Here is an 18,479-nt window from a genome sequence, read left to right as displayed (position 1 = left end):
TGCGAGTCTTCACATGGTACGACCATTGCCCGGGTGTTGAGACAACTGTCCATCGATCGGAACGCGTACGGTGACGAACCGCGTGGACCTGGCCACGAGTCGGCCCTTATCGTCCCAGGCGCCGGCCGTCTCGTCGATGCGGTCGCCGCCCACCTTCCAGGGCCGCAGCCGGACCCGGGCCGGACGTGGCGCGGGCCCAGGCTCGGGCGGTCCGATCACGTCGGCGGTGCCAGGCTCGGGCGGCCTGATCACGTCGGCCGTGCCCGGCTCAGGCGGCCCGATCACGTCCGCTGGGCCCCGCTCGGGCGGCTCGACCACGTCCGGCGGGCCCGGGCTCGGGGCGCCCGATCGTGTCGGCCCGGCTCGGCTGGCTCAACCACGTCGGCCCGGCTTGGGCGGCTTGACGAACGCGCTGCTGGCGGCGGTCACGTGTGGATGGCCGACCTACGCGCCTTTGGCGCGGCAGGCACTCGCGCCCTTGGCGCGGCACGCCTTCGCGGCGCGTCGTCAGGAAGAGCACGCCTTCAGTGCCGCCGGCGGATCGCCCGACCCTCGCCGCCCGACCGCCGCTGGCCGACCGCCCGGCGTTGGCCGGGGCAGGTCGGAGTGCAAGCGGCGGGCGCTGGTCAAGTGCTGGCGGCGGGCGCGCGGCAGCGAGGCCGGGCCTCGCCGGTGACGTGCTTTCCCGCTCAGTCCTCGCCGTATCGGGCGGGCAGGACCTGGGCCGCGATCTCGTGCAGGCGATCGATCTCGGCCTTGGTCAGCGCCCGCTCCCGCTTGGTGATCCACTTGCGGGCACGGCCGCCCTCATAGACGTCCACACCGCGGATCGTCATGATCTTCCACGGCACCGGTGGCCCGTAGATGGCCAGCGAGGGCACGACCGAGATCTCCTTGCCGTAGGCCTCGCTGATCAGCTCGCTGGCCCGCGACGCCTCCCACTTGGCCTCGGTGAGACGCGGCTTCATGTCGAACGGCCCGTGGAAGAGCTTCTTGCCCATCTGGACGCGTACGGGCAGCCGCTTGTCCCACTTCTCGGAGTCGACCGCGTACACGCCTGTCGGGCCCACCACGAGGTGGTCGATCTGGGCCTCGCTGTCCGGGATCGCCCTGGCGTGCAGCGTGCGGTAGCCGTTGCGTTCGAGCTTGCGCAGCTGGGCCTCGGTACGGCGCTCCGCGATGGAGGAACGGCGCCAGGCCGGCACGGTCGACTTGGACCGCGCTCGGTAGACGGTGTCGAGGATGGCCGCGAGCACGCCTGCGGTCACGCCTACCCGCCAGTCGCCCACGAGGAAGCCCACGACCAGGCCGACCGGGATCGCCAGCAGCGCGCGATTGCGCAGGCGGCGGACACGCGGTTGCTGGAGCAGACTGCCCAGGGACGCGCGCTCTACAGGCGCGTAGGTTGACGTGGGCGCCGAGTGCTTGGCGGGGGTTGGCTCGCCTTCGGGTCGGTCACTCACCCAGATGGGTGACGAGGTGTGACCGTCTTCTCGCTGATGATCGGAGTCCACGTAACTCACCGTAGCCCGAGGGTCTTGTCGTTTCCTAGTGTTGCCTTGTCCATAGTTTTATGGCCCAGCTCACCGTGTTCTACGCCCGTTTTCCGGGTATCTATTACGTTCTTCTCTAGAGAAGCCTAGTGTGCGGTAGCGTGCGAGAACTTCACGAGCTGTCGGCGCTCGAGCAGGCGCAAGCCATCCGTGACCAGGAGATTTCGCCGGTCGAACTCACTCAGCACTACCTCGATCGGATCGAGCGCATCGACCCGCGAGTGGGCGCGTATGTGACCGTGACCGCGGAGAGAGCACTCGAACAGGCGCGTCGACTGGCGGAGGAGCTGCCAGACGGACCGCTCGCCGGAGTGCCGATCCCTGTGAAGGATCTTAACCTGGTGAAGGACGTCCCGATCATGTTCGGGTCCTCGACATACCAGGGATTCGTCGCACCCGTGGACGACACGGTGGTCGAGCGCCTGCGTGACGCGGGCACGGTGATGCTGGGGAAGACCGCGACGCCGGAGTTCGGGCTGCCCTGCTACACGGAGACCTACCTCTCGCCGCCCGCCCGCTCGCCATGGGATCTGAACACCTCCGCGGGCGGGTCCAGCGGTGGCGCCGCCGCGGCCGTGGCCGCCGGGCTGGCCCCGGCCGCGCAGGGCAGCGACGGGGCGGGTTCGATCCGTATCCCGGCGTCGGTGTGCGGACTGTTCGGCATCAAGCCGACCCGCGGCCGGATCAGCTTCGCGCCGATCATCCCCGACCTCGCGGGCCTGTCGACGAACGGCCCCCTCGCCCGCAACGTCGCCGACGCCGCGGCGCTGCTCGACGTGATGGCGCACAACAGCCCCGGCGACCTCTACCTCGCACCGCCGCACGAGGGCACGTTCCTGGAGTGCGCCACGCGCGAGCCAGGACGCCTGCGCATCGCCCGCTATGCCCAGCCGGTCGTGCCCGGCGCCGACGTCGCTCCGGAGGTGCTGGCCGCCTACGAGGCCGCCGCCGCGACGCTGGCCGCGCTCGGCCACGAGGTCGTCGAGATAGACCCGCCGTTCAGGGCCGAGACCGTGTCGGAGTTCACCGTCATGTGGTACGCCTTCGCCTGCATGCACCCCGTGGCCGACGACCAGGTCGAGCTGCTCCGGCCACTCACCAGGCGGCTGCGCGAGCACGGCTTCGCCACCTCCGCCCCGGCGTTCCTGCAGGCCCAGGCCGCCCTGCAACTGGCCACCAGGGCGGCGCTCGCGGTGACCAACGCCTATGACGCGGTGCTCACGCCGACCGTCACCCAGCCGCCGCGGCCGGTGGGCTGGTTCGAGGACGTGGACGACGTCGAGGAGACGTTCGAGCGGATGAAGCGGTTCGCCGCCTTCCCCGCGATCTACAACGTCACCGGCCAGCCCGCCGTGAACCTGCCCCTGCACTGGACCGAAGACGGGCTGCCGATCGGCGTCATGCTGGCGGGCCGCCTGGGCGGCGAAGGCACGCTGATCTCGCTGTCGGCCCAGGTCGAGTCGGCCAGAGGTGGCTTCTGGGGCGACCGGCGACCACCCGTCTGGTAGCCCCTGGAACCTTATAGCTGGTGGGATTGCCGACAAAGGCGTACAACCATCCGCATGCGTACCGTACTCATCCAGACCGACACGGCCGTGGCGGCCGACCTCAAGCCAGGCGAGACCGCCACGTTCGGTCGCGGCGCCGACGATGTCCCGGTCGACATCGTGGTGGCCGACCGGGCCGTGTCGCGGCTGGCGGGGCGGATCCAGGCGGTCGAGGACTACTGGCTCATCAGCAACCTCAGCGCCGAACGTACCTATGTGGTGGAGAACCCGGAGGGCGGCGGCGAGTTCGTCAAGGTGCCGCCGCTGCGGATGGGGATGCCGGTGCCGTTCGAGTTCTCGCGGGTGATCCTGCCGGCCGAGCACGGTACGACCGGCTTCCTGGTGTTCGCGCCCGAGCACGTGTACGGCATGTCGGCGGTGGTTCCCGGCACGGGCGCGACGACGAGGGGCGTCTTCCCGCTGGACCGGACGGCCAAGTACTTCCTCATCCTGGTCGCGCTCTGCGAGGCACGGCTGCACGACCCGTCGAGCACGGTCGTCCCGACGGTGCCGCAGCTGATCGAGCGGCTGGCGGGACACGAACTGACCAGGAGCGGAGTGAACTTCCACATCGACTACCTGGCCGGGACCAAACTCAGGGTCAAGCACCCGGACGAGGGCGGCAAGGCCGACTGGCAGCGGGCCGCGCTGATCAACCTGGCCCTCCGGTTCGACCTGGTCACGGACGCGGACCTGCGACTGCTGCCGTGACTACCTGTTGTCAGGACTGATACTGGTCCCGATATTTCAGGACCTGCTGCACGTGCGTCTTCCACTTGGCCGGTACGCCCTGATCCCGCCGCACCGGCACCACGCCGGAGACGTAGAGCGCGGCCAGCTTGGCGGCCGGATCCGCCGGCACATTGGCCACCTGAGGGCCGAGCCCGCAGAAGAAGCGGCCTATGGCGGGAATGGACAACTCGGGGGAGAAGGGCGGCTTGGGCATCGGGTCGTTGCTGCCGTTGGGCTGCCAGTACTGGAGGACTCTGGGGGTCCATCTGGCGATGCCGTACTCGTCGGCGGTGGGGTCGCTCAGGTCGGGGTCGAAGTCGCTGGCCATCTTGAGCACGCCGGCGACCAGCGCCGGCGACAGCCCCTCGACGTCGTCGCACCAGGTGCCCGCCTGGATGATCAGCTTCCGGTACTTCTGAGGGATGTCCGAGTCGGCTCGCAACCCCATACCCGCCCGCAGAACCCCTTTCCCGGTCGGCTGCCCCGTCCCGGCCGGCGCCGCGGATCCGGTCGGTCCTGCGGATCCGGTCGGTCGTACGGGGCCGGTTGTTCCTGCTGTCCCGGACGAGCCTGGCGATCCGGACGGTGAGCCGAGCGCCGTGGACGGCTGGTCGACAGGACGCAGCGTGAGCACCGCGACGACCAGCGCCAGAGCAAGACCCACAGCTCCCACCCCGGCCACCACCCCCTTGGCCCGCCCCGCGCCCGCGTCCGGACCCGTGCCCGCGTCCGCGTCCGGACCCGTGCCCGCGTCCGCACCTGCGTCGGCGACAGCACCCGCACCGGCGCCAGCTTGCGCGCTTGCGTCTGCGCCCGCGTTCGCTCCTGGGCCCGCGCTGACACCCGCGTCCGCGACTTCCGCCGCTCCTGGGCCAGCTTGCGCGCCTGCGCCGATACCCGCGCCTGCGTCTGCCTCGGCATCCGCGCCTGCGCCGACACCCGCGTCATCGCTCACCACGATGCCTGCACCGGCGCGGTCGCTTCTGTGGACCGTCGCCCCGTCGTCCGTGGGGTCGGCGTCCGCGGCCATCGGTTGCCGCTCGGAGTCCGGCTCCGGGAGCCCGTCGGCAGGGGACGAAAGGGCGGTGGCGAAGGCGGCGATGTTCTGCCAGCGGCGGTCCGGGTCCGGGTCGATGGCCTTCATGACGGCCGCCCCCACCCGTACCGGCACCTCCGGCCGCAGCCGGTGCGGTGCCAGGCGTACCGGGCCCGAGGCGGGCAGTTGGCCGGTGAGCAGGTGGTAGGCCATGGCGCCCAGCCCGTGCACGTCGGCCCGCTCGTCCGGTGCGCCGTCGAGGCGCATCTGTTCCGGCGCCATGTAGCCGGGCGAGCCCGCCGCGATGGTGTGGCTGGTGGCGTCGGCCAGCGATCGGGCGACGCCGAGGTCGGCCACCATGAGGCGCTCGCCACCGCCCGGAAGCGAGCGGAACAGCACGTTCGACGGCTTGAGGTCGCGGTGCACGATGCCGAGCCGGTGCAGCACCGCCACGCCCTCGGCGATCTCGCCGAGGATGCGGAGCGCCTCGGGAACCGGCAGCGGGCCGTCGAGGACACGCCCCGCCAACGACCCCATGTCGGCATAAGTCATGACGAAGTATGGGCGGCTGTCCGGGAGTTCGCCGATGTCGTAGACCTGGACGATGCGCGGCGAGTCGGCCTGCCGCAGCAGCCGGGCCTCCTTGACGAACCGCTCGCGCACGGCCGGTTCGGCGGACCAATTGTCGGCCAGCACCTTGATCGCCACATAGGAGTCGAGCCGGTCGTCACGGCCGAGCCACACCGACGCGAACGCGCCCGAGCCGAGAACGCGCTCGACGGGATACCTTCCGATCGCATCCACAGTTAAGTTGACCTCGTCTGGGGGATCTTGAGTCAGACTCTCTCACGACCGGGTCTGGCCGGACAGCCGAACCGGGATTACGTTCGTGGTGTGGACAGCGCGCTGGAGATTCTGGCTTTTCTCTTGGGGGTTTCGCTCGGTCTGTTCGTGCTGATCAGCCTGGTCGTCATGGTGCCCGGGCGGGGTTCGACACGCAGGACGGAGACGGGCCCGGTGTGGCTGGGCGGTCCGTCCGGCAGCGAGCACGGCGTGAGCACCTCGGGCCTGGTGCTGGCCGACCAGGTCCCGCGGTGGGCGCCGGTGCCCGAGTCCGACTGGGTCGCGATGGCGGCGACGGCCGAGCCCGGCAGGCGCGTCGGCGGCGCCTCGGCGGGGTGGTGATGGCGATGCGTGGACTGACCTCGGCGCAGGCCGACGACATCAGGCAGGCGCTCGCCCTGGCCGAGCGGCGCAGCGGCCTGCGTTTCGGCGCCTTCCTCGGCGCGCCGGTCGGCGGTCGGCGGCACTTCGCCGAGCGGCTGCACGCCGCGCTCGGCGACGAGGCCGACAAGGCGGTGGTGATCTTCGTGGACGTCGCCGGCCGGGCGCTGGAGATCGTGACCGGCGAGAGCGCCCGGCGCAGGCTGCCCGACAGCGCGTGCCGGATGACCGCGATGTCCATGGCCACCGCGTTCAGCGTCGGCGACCTGGTGGGCGGGCTGTTGTACGGCATCGGCACGCTGGGCGAGCAGGCCATCGCCCGGCGGTAGAGCGGGCCACCGTCCGAGCAATCGCCCGGCGATAGAGCGGGCCACCGTCCGGGCCGTTGCCGGGCGATAGAGCGGGCGTCGCCTGCGCCCCCGCGGTAGGCGACGCCCACCCCGCCTTTCTAAGCGAGGCGGGCGGCGCGGTCAGCCTGGAGGCTTCCAGGGTGTCAGCGGAGCAGCAGGCCGGCGACGTGCTCGCTGACGCCGGCCAGCAGCGTGGCGGGCGCGATCGGGGCCCGGGCGACGGCCGAGAACAGCGCGGGCAGGCCGGGCAGCGGAAACCCGTCGTCCTCCAGCGCGGCCGAGCCGATCTCGTTCTTGTCGAGCACGGACCGGCTGCGCTCCCAGGCGTCGAGCACCTCTTCCGGCGAGGGGACGCCGAAGCCGTGGCCGACGGGCGCCGCGTGCCGCAGGCGTACGAGCGGGGTCTCCGCGAACGCCAGCGCGGTGCGGGCCCGCACGTGCAGGTCGGCGCGCTCCTCCGGCTCGATCCAGTCCATCGCCGTGCACGGGTTGCGGCAGGTCGCGATGCAGACGGCCAGCGCGCCCGCCACCTGGCTGTGCTGCCGGTCGAAGTACGCGCGCCAGCCCTCGGGTGGTTCGCTCGCCACCCGCAGGGTCCGGTTGGTGGCCGACTGCTCGGACTTGGTGTGGTCGCACTCGCGGTCGCCGATCACGCCGAACCTGCTGCCCGGCGCGCTCAGCCCCGCGGGCCAGCGCGCCGGGTCGCCCGCGTGGCCGAGGTGGGGCTCGTAGGCCAGCAGCGGCAGGTATTCGCTGGCGATGTGGACGGCGGCGATCATCGGGCTCAGCTCGCGGCGGTGCCAGCGGATGGCGATGACCTCCAGCAGCAGCCCGTAGGCGGGCCGCAGCGACTCCAGGGCGCCGCGTGGCTGCTCACGCGCGGTCTGCGGCATGTGGCAGGCCCGTGCCCGCCGCCGCAGCTCCGCGGGCACGGCCTTCGCCTCGGCCGCGAAGTCCTCCGCGTCCAGCGAGAGCAACCGCTGACCGAACTCGCACACGCCGGCGATCTCTTCGGACGGGGCCAGCGCCCCGAGGTCGGCGAAGGCGTAGCGACGGGCCAGCGCTACGAGCAGATCGCGAGTCGTATCCACCCGATTACCTTCTCATGACCGAAAGACCGCCTGGCCGGAAGGCTAGCTGGGGCAGGGCGCCTTGATGCACTGGATGTCGCTCGGCGGCTCGCTGACCGGGGGCTCGATCGTGGGCTCCGTCGGCTGGGGCGTGGTGGGCTTGTCGGTCGGCTCGGGGTCGTCGGGGGTCGGGGTGGTCGTCGGTTTGGTCGCGGTCGGGCGGGGCGTGGACGTCGTCGCGGTGGCGGTCGGCGTCTGGGAGACGATCGGCCGGACGGTGGGGGAGTGCTTGGACGGAGGCGCCAGCGGCTTCTTGCTCGGCGTGGCGGAGGTCGGGTGGGTGCTCGAGGCGGGCGTGACGGGGGGCAGGACGCTGCCGCTCTGCTCGGTCGCCTGATCGCTGCGGATCCAGACCGACCCGGCGACCGCCAGGGTCACCATGACCGCGACGGCCACGGCCAGTGCGGCGGCCAGCGCGCGGCGGCCACGTGGCGTGGGCGGCGAATCCACTAAATCCGGCGAGTCCGGCAAGTCTGGCGTGGGTGGCAGGTCCGGTGAGTCCGCCGAGCCCAGCGTGCCCAGCGACGCCAGCGAGCTCAGCGAGGCTCGCGAGCCCAATGAGCCCAGTGAGTCAGGCGAGGCCAGCGAGCCCAGTGAGTCAGGCGCGTCGAAGGCCTTCCGCGCCGCCTCGGCCATCACCGCGGCCGTCGGCCAGCGCCGCTCCGGCGCCTTCTCCAGCGCCCTCGTCACGATCTGGCGCGGCCCCGGCGGCACGTCGGCGGGCAGGTCCGGGACGGGGGCGTGCAGGTGCTTGTAGATGATCTGGACCGGGGTGTCGCCGTCGAACGGCAGGTGCCCGGTCAGGCACTGGTAGGCGACCACGCCGAGCGCGTAGACGTCGACGGCCGGGGTGACGTCGCTGGCCGTGGCCATCTCGGGGGCGCAGTAGCCGGCCGAGCAGAGCATGGCGCCCGTGGCCGTGAGCTGGACCGCGGAGACCGAGTGGGCGATGCCGAAGTCGGTGAGCGCGACGCTGCCGTCCGGACGGACCATCAGGTTGGCCGGTTTGACGTCGCGGTGCACGATGCCCTGCGCGTGGGCGGCGGCCAGCGCGTCACCGACCTCGGCGATCAGCCGCATGGTGGTCGCCGGGTCGAGCGCCTCGCGGCGCAGCACGCGGTCGAGCGACTCGCCCTCGACGAACTGCATCACCAGGAAGCTCACCCGGCGCCCGTCGACCTCGCAGGTGCCGTAGTCGTAGACGTCGACCACGCCGGGATGGTGCAGCGTGGCCATCGCCCTGGCCTCGTTCTGGAAGCGCTGGGCGAATTTCGGATCCTCGGTCAGCGCGGGAATCAGCACCTTGACCGCCACGGTCCGGCCGAGCACCGTGTCGGAGGCCCGCCAGACCTCGCCCATGCCACCGCCGCCCACGCGGCTGACCAGCGTGTAGCGATCGTTGAGTGTGGTCCCGGATCCGAGCACGTCTTCGAGGCTAACATCGCGACCTCGATGGACGCGCCGGATCCGGCGCTCAGAAGGCCCCTGTGGTAGTGCCTCCGGTTCCCGTGGCGGGGCTGGTGAAGGTGTTGTTGGCGCCGGGCTGCCACTGATCGGCGGTGTCGGGGAAGTTCGCCTCCTGGCGCTTGACGCACTTCCACTCGACGGGGGTGTTCGGCGGCAGCTTGGCGATCGTTCCCGTCCAGGTCGGGTACGCGGTCGGCGACAGCTTGACCGCGCTCGCCACCGACCAGTCGCCGAGCTGCGGGACGCTGCCCACGGCGTAGACGGACTGGCCCGCGGTGGTCGTGCCGTTGTCGCACCTGAACGTCATCGACGCCGGCGCCTGCCCGAGCGTGAACACGAACGTCTTGGCCGTCGTGACGCCCGTGCTCGCCGACTTGGCGACGATCAGGTTGCCACCGGCGTTGTACCAGCCGCTGGTGGCGGCGTCGAAGGCCGCTTTGGTGGCGTGCTGGGTGAGCGCGGTGCCGTTGAGCGTGACGGCGGACGCCTGGGTGCCCGAGACCAGCTCGACCACGTTCGTCCGGCTCGCGGGCGCGCCGGTGTAGGTGCCGCTGGACGCGGCCACCGTGACGGTCGCCGTGCTGCCGCTGAGCTGCTGGCTCAGCTGTGTCGTCCGTACGGCCCCGCTCTGGTAGCCGGTCGTGGCGCCGTCGTCCTCGTACAGGGTGAAGGTCGAGGCCGTCGTGTCGGCGTAGACCCGGGCCACCAGCTCGTTCCTGGTGGTGGCGTCGGTCCGTTTGCCCACCACGTTCATCGTCTTGTCGTCCACGTACATCTTCGGGATGATCGCCCCTGCCCTGGCGAACGCCGGCAGCCGGAACGCGCCGCCGACCCAGAGCGGCCGGTCGGTGAACCATTGGCCGGTGCTGGTGAGTTTCTCGCCCGTGGCGTAGTCGAACCAGGAGCCCGCGGGCAGGTACACGTCCCGCTTGCGCTCGTTCGCGCCCGCGACGACGCCTACGAGCAGGTCGCGGCCGATGAGCTTCTCATGTCCCATCTCGCGGACGTTCGCGTCGTTCTGGTACTGGTACACCAGCGGTGGCACCACCGGCTCGCCGTACAGGTAGGCCCGGTGGGCCAGGGAGTAGTAGTACGGCGCGAGCTCGTACCGCTGCCGGAGGTTGGCCAGGTTGCTGGCCGTGTGGCCGATCGAGTCCGGAGAGGTCTGCGCGCAGTTGCACAGGTTCTCGGTGTGCGGCCTGATCGGCACCTCGAACCAGGCGCCGTCGGCGAACCACTGCGTGTAGAGCTCGTTCAGGTCCGAGTCGAGCATCTCGCGGCGGAAGCCGCCGATGTCGGAGCCGTAGTAGTCGATGCCCGACATCGACATGTGCAGTTGCGCGTTCTGCTGCTGGGCGAGCGCGGTCAGCTTGGAGCCGATGTCGGCCGACCACATGGCCACGCCGTACCGCTGCATCCCGGCGGCGCCTGAGCGGGCCAGGACGAACGGCCGCTTGGTGCTCGAGGCGTAGCCCCTGGCGATGCTCTCGGCCCACTTGAGGTTGTAGACGTTGTGGTAGTCGGCGTGGGCGTGCTTGCCGGGCAGGACGCCGGACGTCCAGTCGGCGGCGTCGTACATCTCCGGCTCGCCGAGGTCCAGCCAGTGGCCCATGACGCCCTGGTCGATGAGCGGCTGGCGCTTGGTCGTCTGCCAGTAGTCGGCCGCGGCGTCCTGCGTCCAGTCGATCATGCCGCCGCGGCCCCACCAGTCGTTGGCGGTGAGGTAGACGGGCGAGCAGGTCGCGCAGCCGGCCCTGACGAGGTAGCCGCGGGTGGCGAGGTCGGCGTGCTCGGGGAGGTTCTTGCCGACGTACGACTCCTCGATGGTCATCAGCCCGATGCCCTTTGTCGCCTGATAGTCGGAAATAGTGGTTGTTGGGTTGGGGAAGTTGGTCGTGTCCCAGGAAAGCGTGCCCATGCGGGTGTTGTCGGACCCGGCCGTCACGCCGCCGAACCAGGGCAGGTCCAGCACGAACCCGTCCACGGGGAACTTCGCCGCCCGCAGCCCGTTCAGCCGGCTGTCGATCTCGGCCCAGTTGTCGTAGCCGAACTCCGACACCCACATGCCGAACGCCTTCTTCGGCGGCACCGGCGGCCGGCCGGTCAGCTCCATGTAGTCCTTGCGCAGATCGGGCAGGTCCGGCCCGGTCATCGTGTACCACCTGAGCTGGTCGCCCCAGGTGTCGACGGTCCACGGGTCGCCGGTCAGGTTCCACTCCTGCTTGTAGACCTGGTCGAGCAGCAGCCCGTAGTTCAGGTTCGACGCGCCGACCCCGAACAGCACGGGGATCTGCGCGTTGCCCACCGGCCCGTTGTCGGTGTCGTAGGCCATCGCGTTGCCGTACGTGCCTCCGGGGGTACGGCTGCGCCCGACCCAGTCGCCGTCGGAGCTGCCGCCCATGAAGAACTGCTCGCCCAGCCCGTACGCGTTCTGGATCGAGCCCTTGGTGATCGTCAGCCCCTTCCACGCCTGGGTCAGGTTGCGCGGGCACGCCTCGTACAGCAGCCTGGCCGGGTCCGAGACCCGTACGCACAGCGTGCCTGACGTGACCTCGACCTTCATCGAGGCCGTGGTCATGGTGTTGCCGTTCTGACTGAAGGTGGACGGTCCGGTGTAGTCCTTCTTCGCCACCTGCGGCGTGGTGAACAGCGCCGATCCGGTGCCGGGGCCGGTCCCCGCGGCCAGCTCGAAGTGGACGAGGTCGTCGTCGAGGAACTCGACGATCAGGTACGTCGATCCGCTGGTGAACTGCACCCGCTGGACGGCCGCCTGTGCCTCGCCCGCGACGAGGAAGGTGCCGAGCAGGACCGCGAGCATGACCAATGCGCGTTTCATGGCCTTGCCACCACCAGGTTGTCGAGGTTGATGCCGCCGGTGTCGCCCCCGTCATAGGCGATCTTGACGGTGTGCGCGCCCGCAGTGAGGGTCGTGGTGAGTGTGGCGGTGGCCCAGGTATCCCAGTTCGCCTGGGCGGGCAACGTGAGCGTGCCCGCCGAGACGCCGTCGACGTAGACGGTCCTGGTGCTCGCGACCGTGGTCGAGTAGCGGAACTTGAGCTGGTGGCTGCCCGCCGCGTCCGCCTTGACCTGGAAACTCACCGCGTCGCCCGAGCTTGCGAAGCCGTCCGCGAAGCCGGTGCCGGTGAACCCGGCGTGGTCGGTGTTGGTCGTCGTGCCGGTGCCCGTGCCGAACTCCGCCTCGTACGCCGCCTTGTCCACGCCGTTGAGCGTGACGGTCCTGCTCGACGCACTGCCGGCCAGCTTGACGTAGGTGAGCTGCCGCACCGGGTCCCACCACCAGCCCTCGGCCGCCGCCTGGAGCGCCGCCAGCGTGGCCCGCGCGGTCGCGCCGGTCACCGAGGTGGGCTTCGTGCTCGCCACCTGCAGCGTGCTGGTCGTGGTGAGGGCGGGCACGGTCACGGCCACCTGGTGCCCGGCCCAGTTCTCGGCTGAGCTGATCGTCCGGTTCGTGTTCGCCGAGTCCTCGAAGTAGGAGTACGAGGAGCTGCCCGACGGGTAGATCCGGAAGACCAGGTTCGGATAGCTGGTGACGCTGTTGCCGATCTCGCCGCCGAGCTCGTAGTTCGTGTTGAGGTTGAGCGGGATGATCGCGCCCGGCTTGGCGTAGACCGGGATCGTGTCGAGGGCCGTGGCGTAGGACTTGGTGCCGGGGCCGGTGAAGCGGCCGCCGTTCCACAGGTCGTACCACTCGCCGGCGGGCAGGTAGACGTTCCTCGACGTCGCGCCCTGCGTGGTGACCGGCGCGACGAGCAGTTGCGAGCCGAACAGATACTGCTGGTCCTGCGCCGCGGCCGTTGCGTCGCCGGGGAAGGCGAAGCTCATCGCCCGCATCATCGGCGCCCCGGTGGTCGAGCTGGCCTTGGCCTCGGTGTAGAGGTAGGGGATCAGGTTCATCCGGACGTCGGCGAACTTGCGGAAGGTCGGCACGACCGTCGTGTCGCCGCTGCGCGCCTGCACGTTCCACGGCGTGCGGGCCTCGGACGTGCCCGGGTTCGACTTCTCGGAGTGATACTGCATGACCGGCGAGAACGTCGCCTGCGCCGCCGCCCGCAGGTAGAGCTCGGCGCTGGGGAAGTCACCGGTGAAGCCCGCCAGGTCCCAGGCCGTGTACGGCACCCCGGACTGCCCGGCGCTGAGCTGGGCCCTGACCGCCTCCTGGAAGGCTGAGAAGCTGGAGTTCTGGTCGCCGGCCCAGAAGATCGAGTTCTGCTGGCCGCCGGACGTGGCCGCCCTGCTGAAGATGACGTTGTCCGCGTTCTCGGCCTTGACGTAGTCGCGGTACGCCTTGGTGTAGCTGTTCGGATAGGCGTTGTGCATCGCGTCGCCCTTGCGGCCGTCGGCGAACGCGACGCCCCTGCCGAAGATCGCCTCGCTGCCGTCGGTCTTGAAGCCGTCGATGCCGACGTCGTTCATCAGATAGTCGCGCTTGCTCATCCACCAGCTCGTCGCCGCCGCGCTGGTGAAGTCGGGGACCATGCTGTCGCCGAACCATTGCCCGGTCGGAATCCGATACGGCGCGTTGGACGGATTTTTCGCGACATATCCCTGTGCCTGGGCGTAGCTCTTGTCGTTGAGATGCTGCTGCGGCGCGGTCGGGGGATTGGTGTCGAAGTTCTCCTTGAACACCGGGATCTGCCAGAGGATCATCTTGATCCCCTTACTGTGGGCGTTGGCGACCATGGCCCTCGGGTCCTGCCACTCGCCGCCCGCCGGGAACGTCAGGTCGCTGTAGGCGAGTTTCCCGCTGCCGGCGCTGGGCGTGTACGTGGCGCCGTGCCACAGGTAGAACGTGGCCTCGTCGCTCCACTGCTCCAGCACCATCGCCGTGTGCGGGATCCTGTTCGTGCCGACCTTGTCCAGCTCGCTCTCCACCTCGGCCTGGGTGTTCCACTCGTTGGCCGACATCCACACGCCGAACGCCCACTTGGGCGGCAGCTCCGGCCGGCCGCTGACCGCGGTGTAGTCGTCCACGATCTCCGCGGGCGTGCCGGCGAAGAAGTGGTAGTCCAGCGTCGAGTCGAGCGCGCCGCCCGTGTCGACGGTGAAGCCCGCCAGGTCGCTGAGGTGGGTGTTGAGGTTGAAGATGGCGTACCGGGTGCTGGGGATGTAGACCCCGTAACCTGCCGAATTCAGGAAGAACGGCACGCTCAGGTAGGTGCGCCGGGTGCTGCCCTGGTCGCGGTACTGGTTGTAGACGTAGTTGTGCACGTCGGTGCCGCGCTGGTCGAGGCGGTCGTAGCGCTCGCCGAAGCCCTCGAACCGCTCGCCCGACGGCGACATGAAGTGGTCCTCGATCTTGGTGACCGTGGTGGCGCCGTCGCTGGCCCAGCCGATGTTCCTGAAGGTGGCCGGGTCGTACTGGCGGGTGATCAGCGTCGTCCCGTCGCCCTTGTAGACCGACAGCCGGTAGGGCGACTTCTGGATCTTCAACACCAGGCTCGTGGTCGAGAGGGTGAGGGTGCTCGCCGAATCCGTCACCGTGTAGCCGGTCACACCGGAAATATTCAGACCCTGCCCGCTGGGGGCGATCTGCGTGCGGAAGCGGTCGAGTGCCGGGAAGGCGAAGCGGATCTTCGGCGTGAAGCTCCCCGCGCTGTCGCCGGTCGTGACATCTACTGACGTGCTGTTGTTCGTGTAGCCGGTCACGTTCGTCACCGTGCTCCATGAGGTGACCGTGAACGCGAACGGGCCCGTGCTCTTCTGCCCGCCCCCGTTCACGTCCGCGTTGACCGTGTAGGAGATCTTGTCACCCCGGGCGAAGGAGCCCAGGTTGATCTTCCAGTAGCTGTTGTTGCCGCTGTTGTGGTCCCAGGCGGCGCCGATCGGGGTCTGGGCCGTTCCGTTCTTGGTCCAGGTCACCCAGACGGTCTGGCCGGTCTCGATGGGCCAGGTGGTGGCGTTGATCTGGACCGCGTCCCCGGCCATCGGGTCCCGGGGCGCGCGTTCCGTCGGCTCGCTGGAGTAGAGGTCGTCGATTCCGGTCGGGTTGTGGAAGATGCCGTCGAGCGCGTACGCGGGGACGGTCACGAGGGAGGCCAGCAGGGCGATCACCGCGACGATGACGCCCGACCGTAACCGGATCACGGGGGAGCTCCTATCAGGTCGTGAACACGGGGGAGAGGTGTGGCCAGTGCTCCGCCGTACAGAGGACCGGCGGATGGTCGAGCGGCGCGGGCAGCGTGACCTCGCGCCCGCCGCGATGGTTGTGGCCGGTCCAGACGTCGACCCATTCGCCCCGTGGCAGGTAGACCGGCAGTTCCGTGACGCCGGGCGCCGTCACTGGCGCCACCAGCAGCGCGTCGCCCAGCTTGTACTGCAGCGGGCGTTCCCACACCCGCGGGTCGTCCGGGTGGTCGAAGAACAGCCCGCGCATCAGCGGCGCCCCGCCGCCGACCGCCTGGCGGGCCTGTCCCGTCAGATACGGCACGAGCCGCTCGCGTACCTTGGCCAGCCGCCGGAAGAGCGGCAGCACCCGGTCGTCGCCGGTCTGCTCGGCCACGTTCCACGGGGTGCGGTCCCTGATGGGCGCGCGGTGGTGGTTGAACTCCGAGTGGTACTGCATGATCGGCATGAACGCCGACGCCCCGGCCGCCCGCAGGTAGAGCTCGGCGTCGGGCAGGTCACCGGAGAACCCGGCCAGGTCCCAGCCCCAGTAGACGATCCCGCAGGCCGAGGCGGTGATCCCGGCCCTCACCGACGAACGGAACGCCTCCCACGTCGAGTCCTCGTCCCCCGCCCAGAACGCGCCGTGCGGCTGGGATCCGGCGAAGCCGGCCCGGCTGAACGTCACGGGCGCCTTGCCGTAGCGCTCCAGCAACTCGCCGAACGCCCGCGCGTAGTGCACGGGGAAGAGGCCGTTGCCGTCGTCGCCCCTGCGCCCGTCGGCGTAACGCAGGTCGTGGCCCCACGCGTGCTCGCCGCCGTCGGTCTTGAACCCGTCCACGCCCACCTCGTCCACCAGGTAGGCCCGCTTGGCCGTCCACCAGTCGCGGACCTCGGGCGACGACAGGTCGGGCATGAGCGCCAGCGGGAACCACCAGCCCCGGTTCCGGTACGGCCGGCCGTCGGCCTGTCTGACCCCGTAGCCGTTCTCGACGAGCTGCCGGGCGTCCACGGCGGCCTGGTGCCGCGGGTGCGGGCGCATCTTCTGCAGCGGGATCTGCCAGAGCAGCACCTTGATGTCCCGCTGGTGCAGCTCGTCCACCATGCCCTTGGGGTCCGGCCACGGCCCGTCCGGCGGGAAGGCGTAGTCCGCCAGCCGGTGCGGCTCCTCCGACGGCTCGTACGCGGCCCCGCGGAAGGCGGTGAACGTCGTCTCGTCGCTCCACGCCTCGATGACCAGCGCGCCCACCGGGATGTCGTGCTCGCGGTGCCGGTCCATCTCGGCCAGCACGCGCTCCTGCGTGTTCCACTCGTTGCCGCTGGCCCACAGCCGGAACACCCACGAGGGCAGCTCCGTCGGCCGCCCCACCTCGTCCAGGAAGTCCCGCAGCACGCCGGCCGGGGTCTCGCCGTCGTACAGCCGCACCGAGGGCTCGCCGTCCGGCCCCACCTCGGCCTCCACGACCAGCCGGTCCGGCCGGGACGCGCCGACGTCGTACCAGGTCCGCCGGGACGTCTCGACGTGGAACCCCCAGCTCGCCGCCCCGCCGACCACGAGCGCGAACGGCATCGGCAGGTACGTCCTGCCGTGCGCCCCCTGCGCCTTGTACTGCTCGAACACCACCGCGTCCAGCCGCCGCCCGCGCTGGTCCACCGCGTCGAACCGCTCGCCGAACCCCACCACGTGCTCACCCTCGGCCAGCGCCAGCTCGAACCGCACCCGCCGCGCGCCGTCCCCGCCGACCAGCCACCGCACGCTCCCCGGCACCACCCGGTCGGCACCGCGCACGACGAGCTTCCCGCCCGCCGGGCCCCACGCCGCCGCCGTCACCTCGAACCACCGGCTGGTACGGCTCGCACCGCCGTCCATCGCGGCCCGGAACCGGTAGGCGTACCGCTGCCCGGCGCGCAGCACGGGCGAGCACGTCACCCACGACCCGGCGGCGGCCCGCGCGGCCCTGGCCTGCGCCGCGGCCAGATGCCCGCCGTCAACGGTCTCCGCCGCTTCCTCCGCCTCCGCTGTTTCCGCCGCGTCCGGCTCCGGTGCGGCACCCGCCCTGGTCAGCGGCAGTTCGACGGGCGCCGCCCCGTCGGCGGCCCACTCGCACACCAACGAGACGACCTTCGCCGAAGCCCGCACCCGCAGCTCCACCGCCTCGCCGTCCACCGGCCAGGCCGGTACGCGCTGGTCCTCGCTCGTGGCGTACGGATGCCCGGACCCGTACGGCCGATGCCGGATCATGCCCGCACCCCCAGCTCGTCGGCGAGAATCAGGTACATCCCGTGCGACCACAGCAGCGGCGTGGCCACGGTGCCCCACCGGTCCAGCCACTCCTGGAGTCGTTCGGGCGCCAGCAGCCGGTCGGACACCTGCTCGGGCAGGTCACCTTCGGCGGTCGCCTGGGCCGCCATCCAGTCCAGGTACCTCAGGGCCTCCTCGCGCCGCCCGGCCCGCGCGTGGTTCCAGCCGAGGAAACCGGCCAGCAGCACCCACCGCCCGCCGCCGTAGAAGGTGTCGGCCAGGTACCGGTACACCCCGCCGTCCACGGCCAGTTGCCGCTCCACCTCGGCCACCGTCGCCGCGCCGACCGGATGATCGGCCGCGTAGAGCCCGAACGGCTCGACGCAGGCGAGCAGGCTGGCATCCACGGCGTCACTGCCCAGCCACTTCGTGAGACGCCCGCCGACCAGCCCCTCGGCGGCCACGAGGGCGGCGATGCCCTCCACCGCGCGCCCGGCCGCCGCCGACTCCGGCCCGCTCAGCACGCCCAGCGCGATGGCCGCCCGCAACCCCGCGTGCACCGCCCCCAGCGTCGCCACGTGCCGCTGCTCGACGTGCTCCTCCCACCAGTCGTAACACGGCATCTCCCAGAACGAGGTGAGATACCGGGCCGCCGTCCGCACCCCCTTCTCCACCCCCGGAACCGCACGGCCCTGCCGGAAGGAGTGCTCTCGCAGCGCCCACAGCCACGTGCCGTAGCCGTCGAGCTGGAAGTCCCACCAGTCGACGTCCCCGTCCACGCCGTCGAGCGTGAACCGGGTCGGCAGCATCTCGGCGGGCGAGACCGGCTCACCGCGCCCCGCCCGCGAGACGAGCGAGTCGACCTGCCCCGCCCGGTCGCCGATCACCCGGGCGCACCAGGTGTGGAAGGCGTCCGCACCGGCGGCGTCGCCGTGCCTGCTCACCCCCTCGGCGATGAACGCCCCGTCACGCAGCCACGAGTAGCCGCGGTAGGCGGAGAAGGTGGGCGACGCCGGATAGGCGCCGGTGGGGGACTGGAGCCTCTGGATCACATCGAGGCTGTGCGACACGAGGG

Annotated in this window: 13 protein-coding genes; 4 read left to right on the top strand and 9 right to left on the bottom strand. The window is 70.9% G+C overall.

The genetic code is table 11. The features are described from left to right. Nucleotides 1-9 precede the first annotated feature (9 nt). Nucleotides 10-285: a hypothetical protein gene (locus KME78_RS52180; protein WP_219537490.1), complete on the bottom strand. Its 276-nt coding sequence runs from the start codon at nucleotides 283-285 to the stop codon at nucleotides 10-12. A 404-nt stretch (nucleotides 286-689) separates the two neighbouring features. Next, a complete protein-coding gene (locus KME78_RS65465) occupies nucleotides 690-1,514 on the bottom strand; it encodes a nuclease-related domain-containing protein (RefSeq protein WP_219537489.1) in 825 nt (274 codons plus the stop codon). 140 nt (nucleotides 1,515-1,654) lie between these two features. Between KME78_RS65465 and KME78_RS52170 the strand changes: the two genes are divergently transcribed. After that, nucleotides 1,655-3,061 (top strand): amidase, encoded by a 1,407-nt coding sequence (locus tag KME78_RS52170; protein WP_219537488.1) that lies wholly within the window; start codon nucleotides 1,655-1,657, stop codon nucleotides 3,059-3,061. Between the two features lie 54 nt (nucleotides 3,062-3,115). Beyond that, complete coding sequence (locus tag KME78_RS52165; RefSeq protein WP_219537487.1) at nucleotides 3,116-3,811, top strand: FHA domain-containing protein; 696 nt, start codon at nucleotides 3,116-3,118, stop codon at nucleotides 3,809-3,811. 10 nt (nucleotides 3,812-3,821) lie between these two features. On the opposite strand, the gene KME78_RS52160 is transcribed toward KME78_RS52165, so the two are convergent. Beyond that, nucleotides 3,822-5,672: a serine/threonine-protein kinase gene (locus KME78_RS52160; protein WP_219537486.1), complete on the bottom strand. Its 1,851-nt coding sequence runs from the start codon at nucleotides 5,670-5,672 to the stop codon at nucleotides 3,822-3,824. Between the two features lie 90 nt (nucleotides 5,673-5,762). Between KME78_RS52160 and KME78_RS52155 the strand changes: the two genes are divergently transcribed. Further along, nucleotides 5,763-6,053, top strand: coding sequence for a hypothetical protein (locus KME78_RS52155; protein ID WP_219537485.1), 291 nt, complete (start codon nucleotides 5,763-5,765; stop codon nucleotides 6,051-6,053). 5 nt (nucleotides 6,054-6,058) lie between these two features. Further along, the gene (locus tag KME78_RS52150) at nucleotides 6,059-6,421 is read left to right on the top strand and encodes a DUF5130 family protein (RefSeq protein ID WP_219537484.1); all 363 of its coding nucleotides are present in this window, start codon (nucleotides 6,059-6,061) and stop codon (nucleotides 6,419-6,421) included. Between the two features lie 164 nt (nucleotides 6,422-6,585). Here the strand turns inward: KME78_RS52150 and KME78_RS52145 are convergent, their stop codons facing one another. The 6 genes from KME78_RS52145 to KME78_RS52120 are packed head-to-tail and all read right to left on the bottom strand — an operon-like array spanning nucleotide 6,586 to nucleotide 18,474. Continuing rightward, a complete protein-coding gene (locus tag KME78_RS52145; RefSeq protein WP_219537483.1) occupies nucleotides 6,586-7,533 on the bottom strand; it encodes a hypothetical protein in 948 nt (315 codons plus the stop codon). A 42-nt stretch (nucleotides 7,534-7,575) separates the two neighbouring features. Beyond that, nucleotides 7,576-8,997 (bottom strand): serine/threonine-protein kinase, encoded by a 1,422-nt coding sequence (locus tag KME78_RS52140; RefSeq protein WP_219537482.1) that lies wholly within the window; start codon nucleotides 8,995-8,997, stop codon nucleotides 7,576-7,578. A gap of 49 nt (nucleotides 8,998-9,046) precedes the next feature. Continuing rightward, complete coding sequence (locus KME78_RS52135) at nucleotides 9,047-11,875, bottom strand: TIM-barrel domain-containing protein (RefSeq protein WP_219537481.1); 2,829 nt, start codon at nucleotides 11,873-11,875, stop codon at nucleotides 9,047-9,049. Continuing rightward, nucleotides 11,872-15,144, bottom strand: coding sequence for a TIM-barrel domain-containing protein (locus KME78_RS52130; RefSeq protein ID WP_219537480.1), 3,273 nt, complete (start codon nucleotides 15,142-15,144; stop codon nucleotides 11,872-11,874). Before KME78_RS52130 ends, KME78_RS52135 begins: the two co-directional genes overlap by 4 nt. Before the next feature lie 13 nt (nucleotides 15,145-15,157). Then, complete coding sequence (locus tag KME78_RS52125; protein WP_219537479.1) at nucleotides 15,158-17,404, bottom strand: glycoside hydrolase family 31 protein; 2,247 nt, start codon at nucleotides 17,402-17,404, stop codon at nucleotides 15,158-15,160. Beyond that, on the bottom strand, nucleotides 17,401-18,474 hold the full coding sequence (locus KME78_RS52120) for a glycoside hydrolase family 15 protein (protein WP_308127461.1): 1,074 nt from the start codon (nucleotides 18,472-18,474) through the stop codon (nucleotides 17,401-17,403). Before KME78_RS52120 ends, KME78_RS52125 begins: the two co-directional genes overlap by 4 nt. Between the last annotated feature and the right edge of the window lie 5 nt (nucleotides 18,475-18,479).

Source organism: Nonomuraea guangzhouensis, from assembly GCF_019396345.1.
Lineage (GTDB): Bacteria > Actinomycetota > Actinomycetes > Streptosporangiales > Streptosporangiaceae > Nonomuraea > Nonomuraea guangzhouensis.
Note: the sequence above shows the minus strand (reverse complement) of the source record. Positions and strands in the feature narration are given on the sequence as shown.

Bases quoted from the DNA above. Each gene is read 5' to 3' on its own strand.
- KME78_RS52125 (WP_219537479.1), bottom strand. From the start codon at position 17,404: ATGATCCGGCATCGGCCGTACGGGTCCGGGCATCCGTACGCCACGAGC.
- KME78_RS52135 (WP_219537481.1), bottom strand. From the start codon at position 11,875: ATGAAACGCGCATTGGTCATGCTCGCGGTCCTGCTCGGCACCTTCCTC.
- KME78_RS52150 (WP_219537484.1), top strand. From the start codon at position 6,059: ATGCGTGGACTGACCTCGGCGCAGGCCGACGACATCAGGCAGGCGCTC.
- KME78_RS52165 (WP_219537487.1), top strand. From the start codon at position 3,116: ATGCGTACCGTACTCATCCAGACCGACACGGCCGTGGCGGCCGACCTC.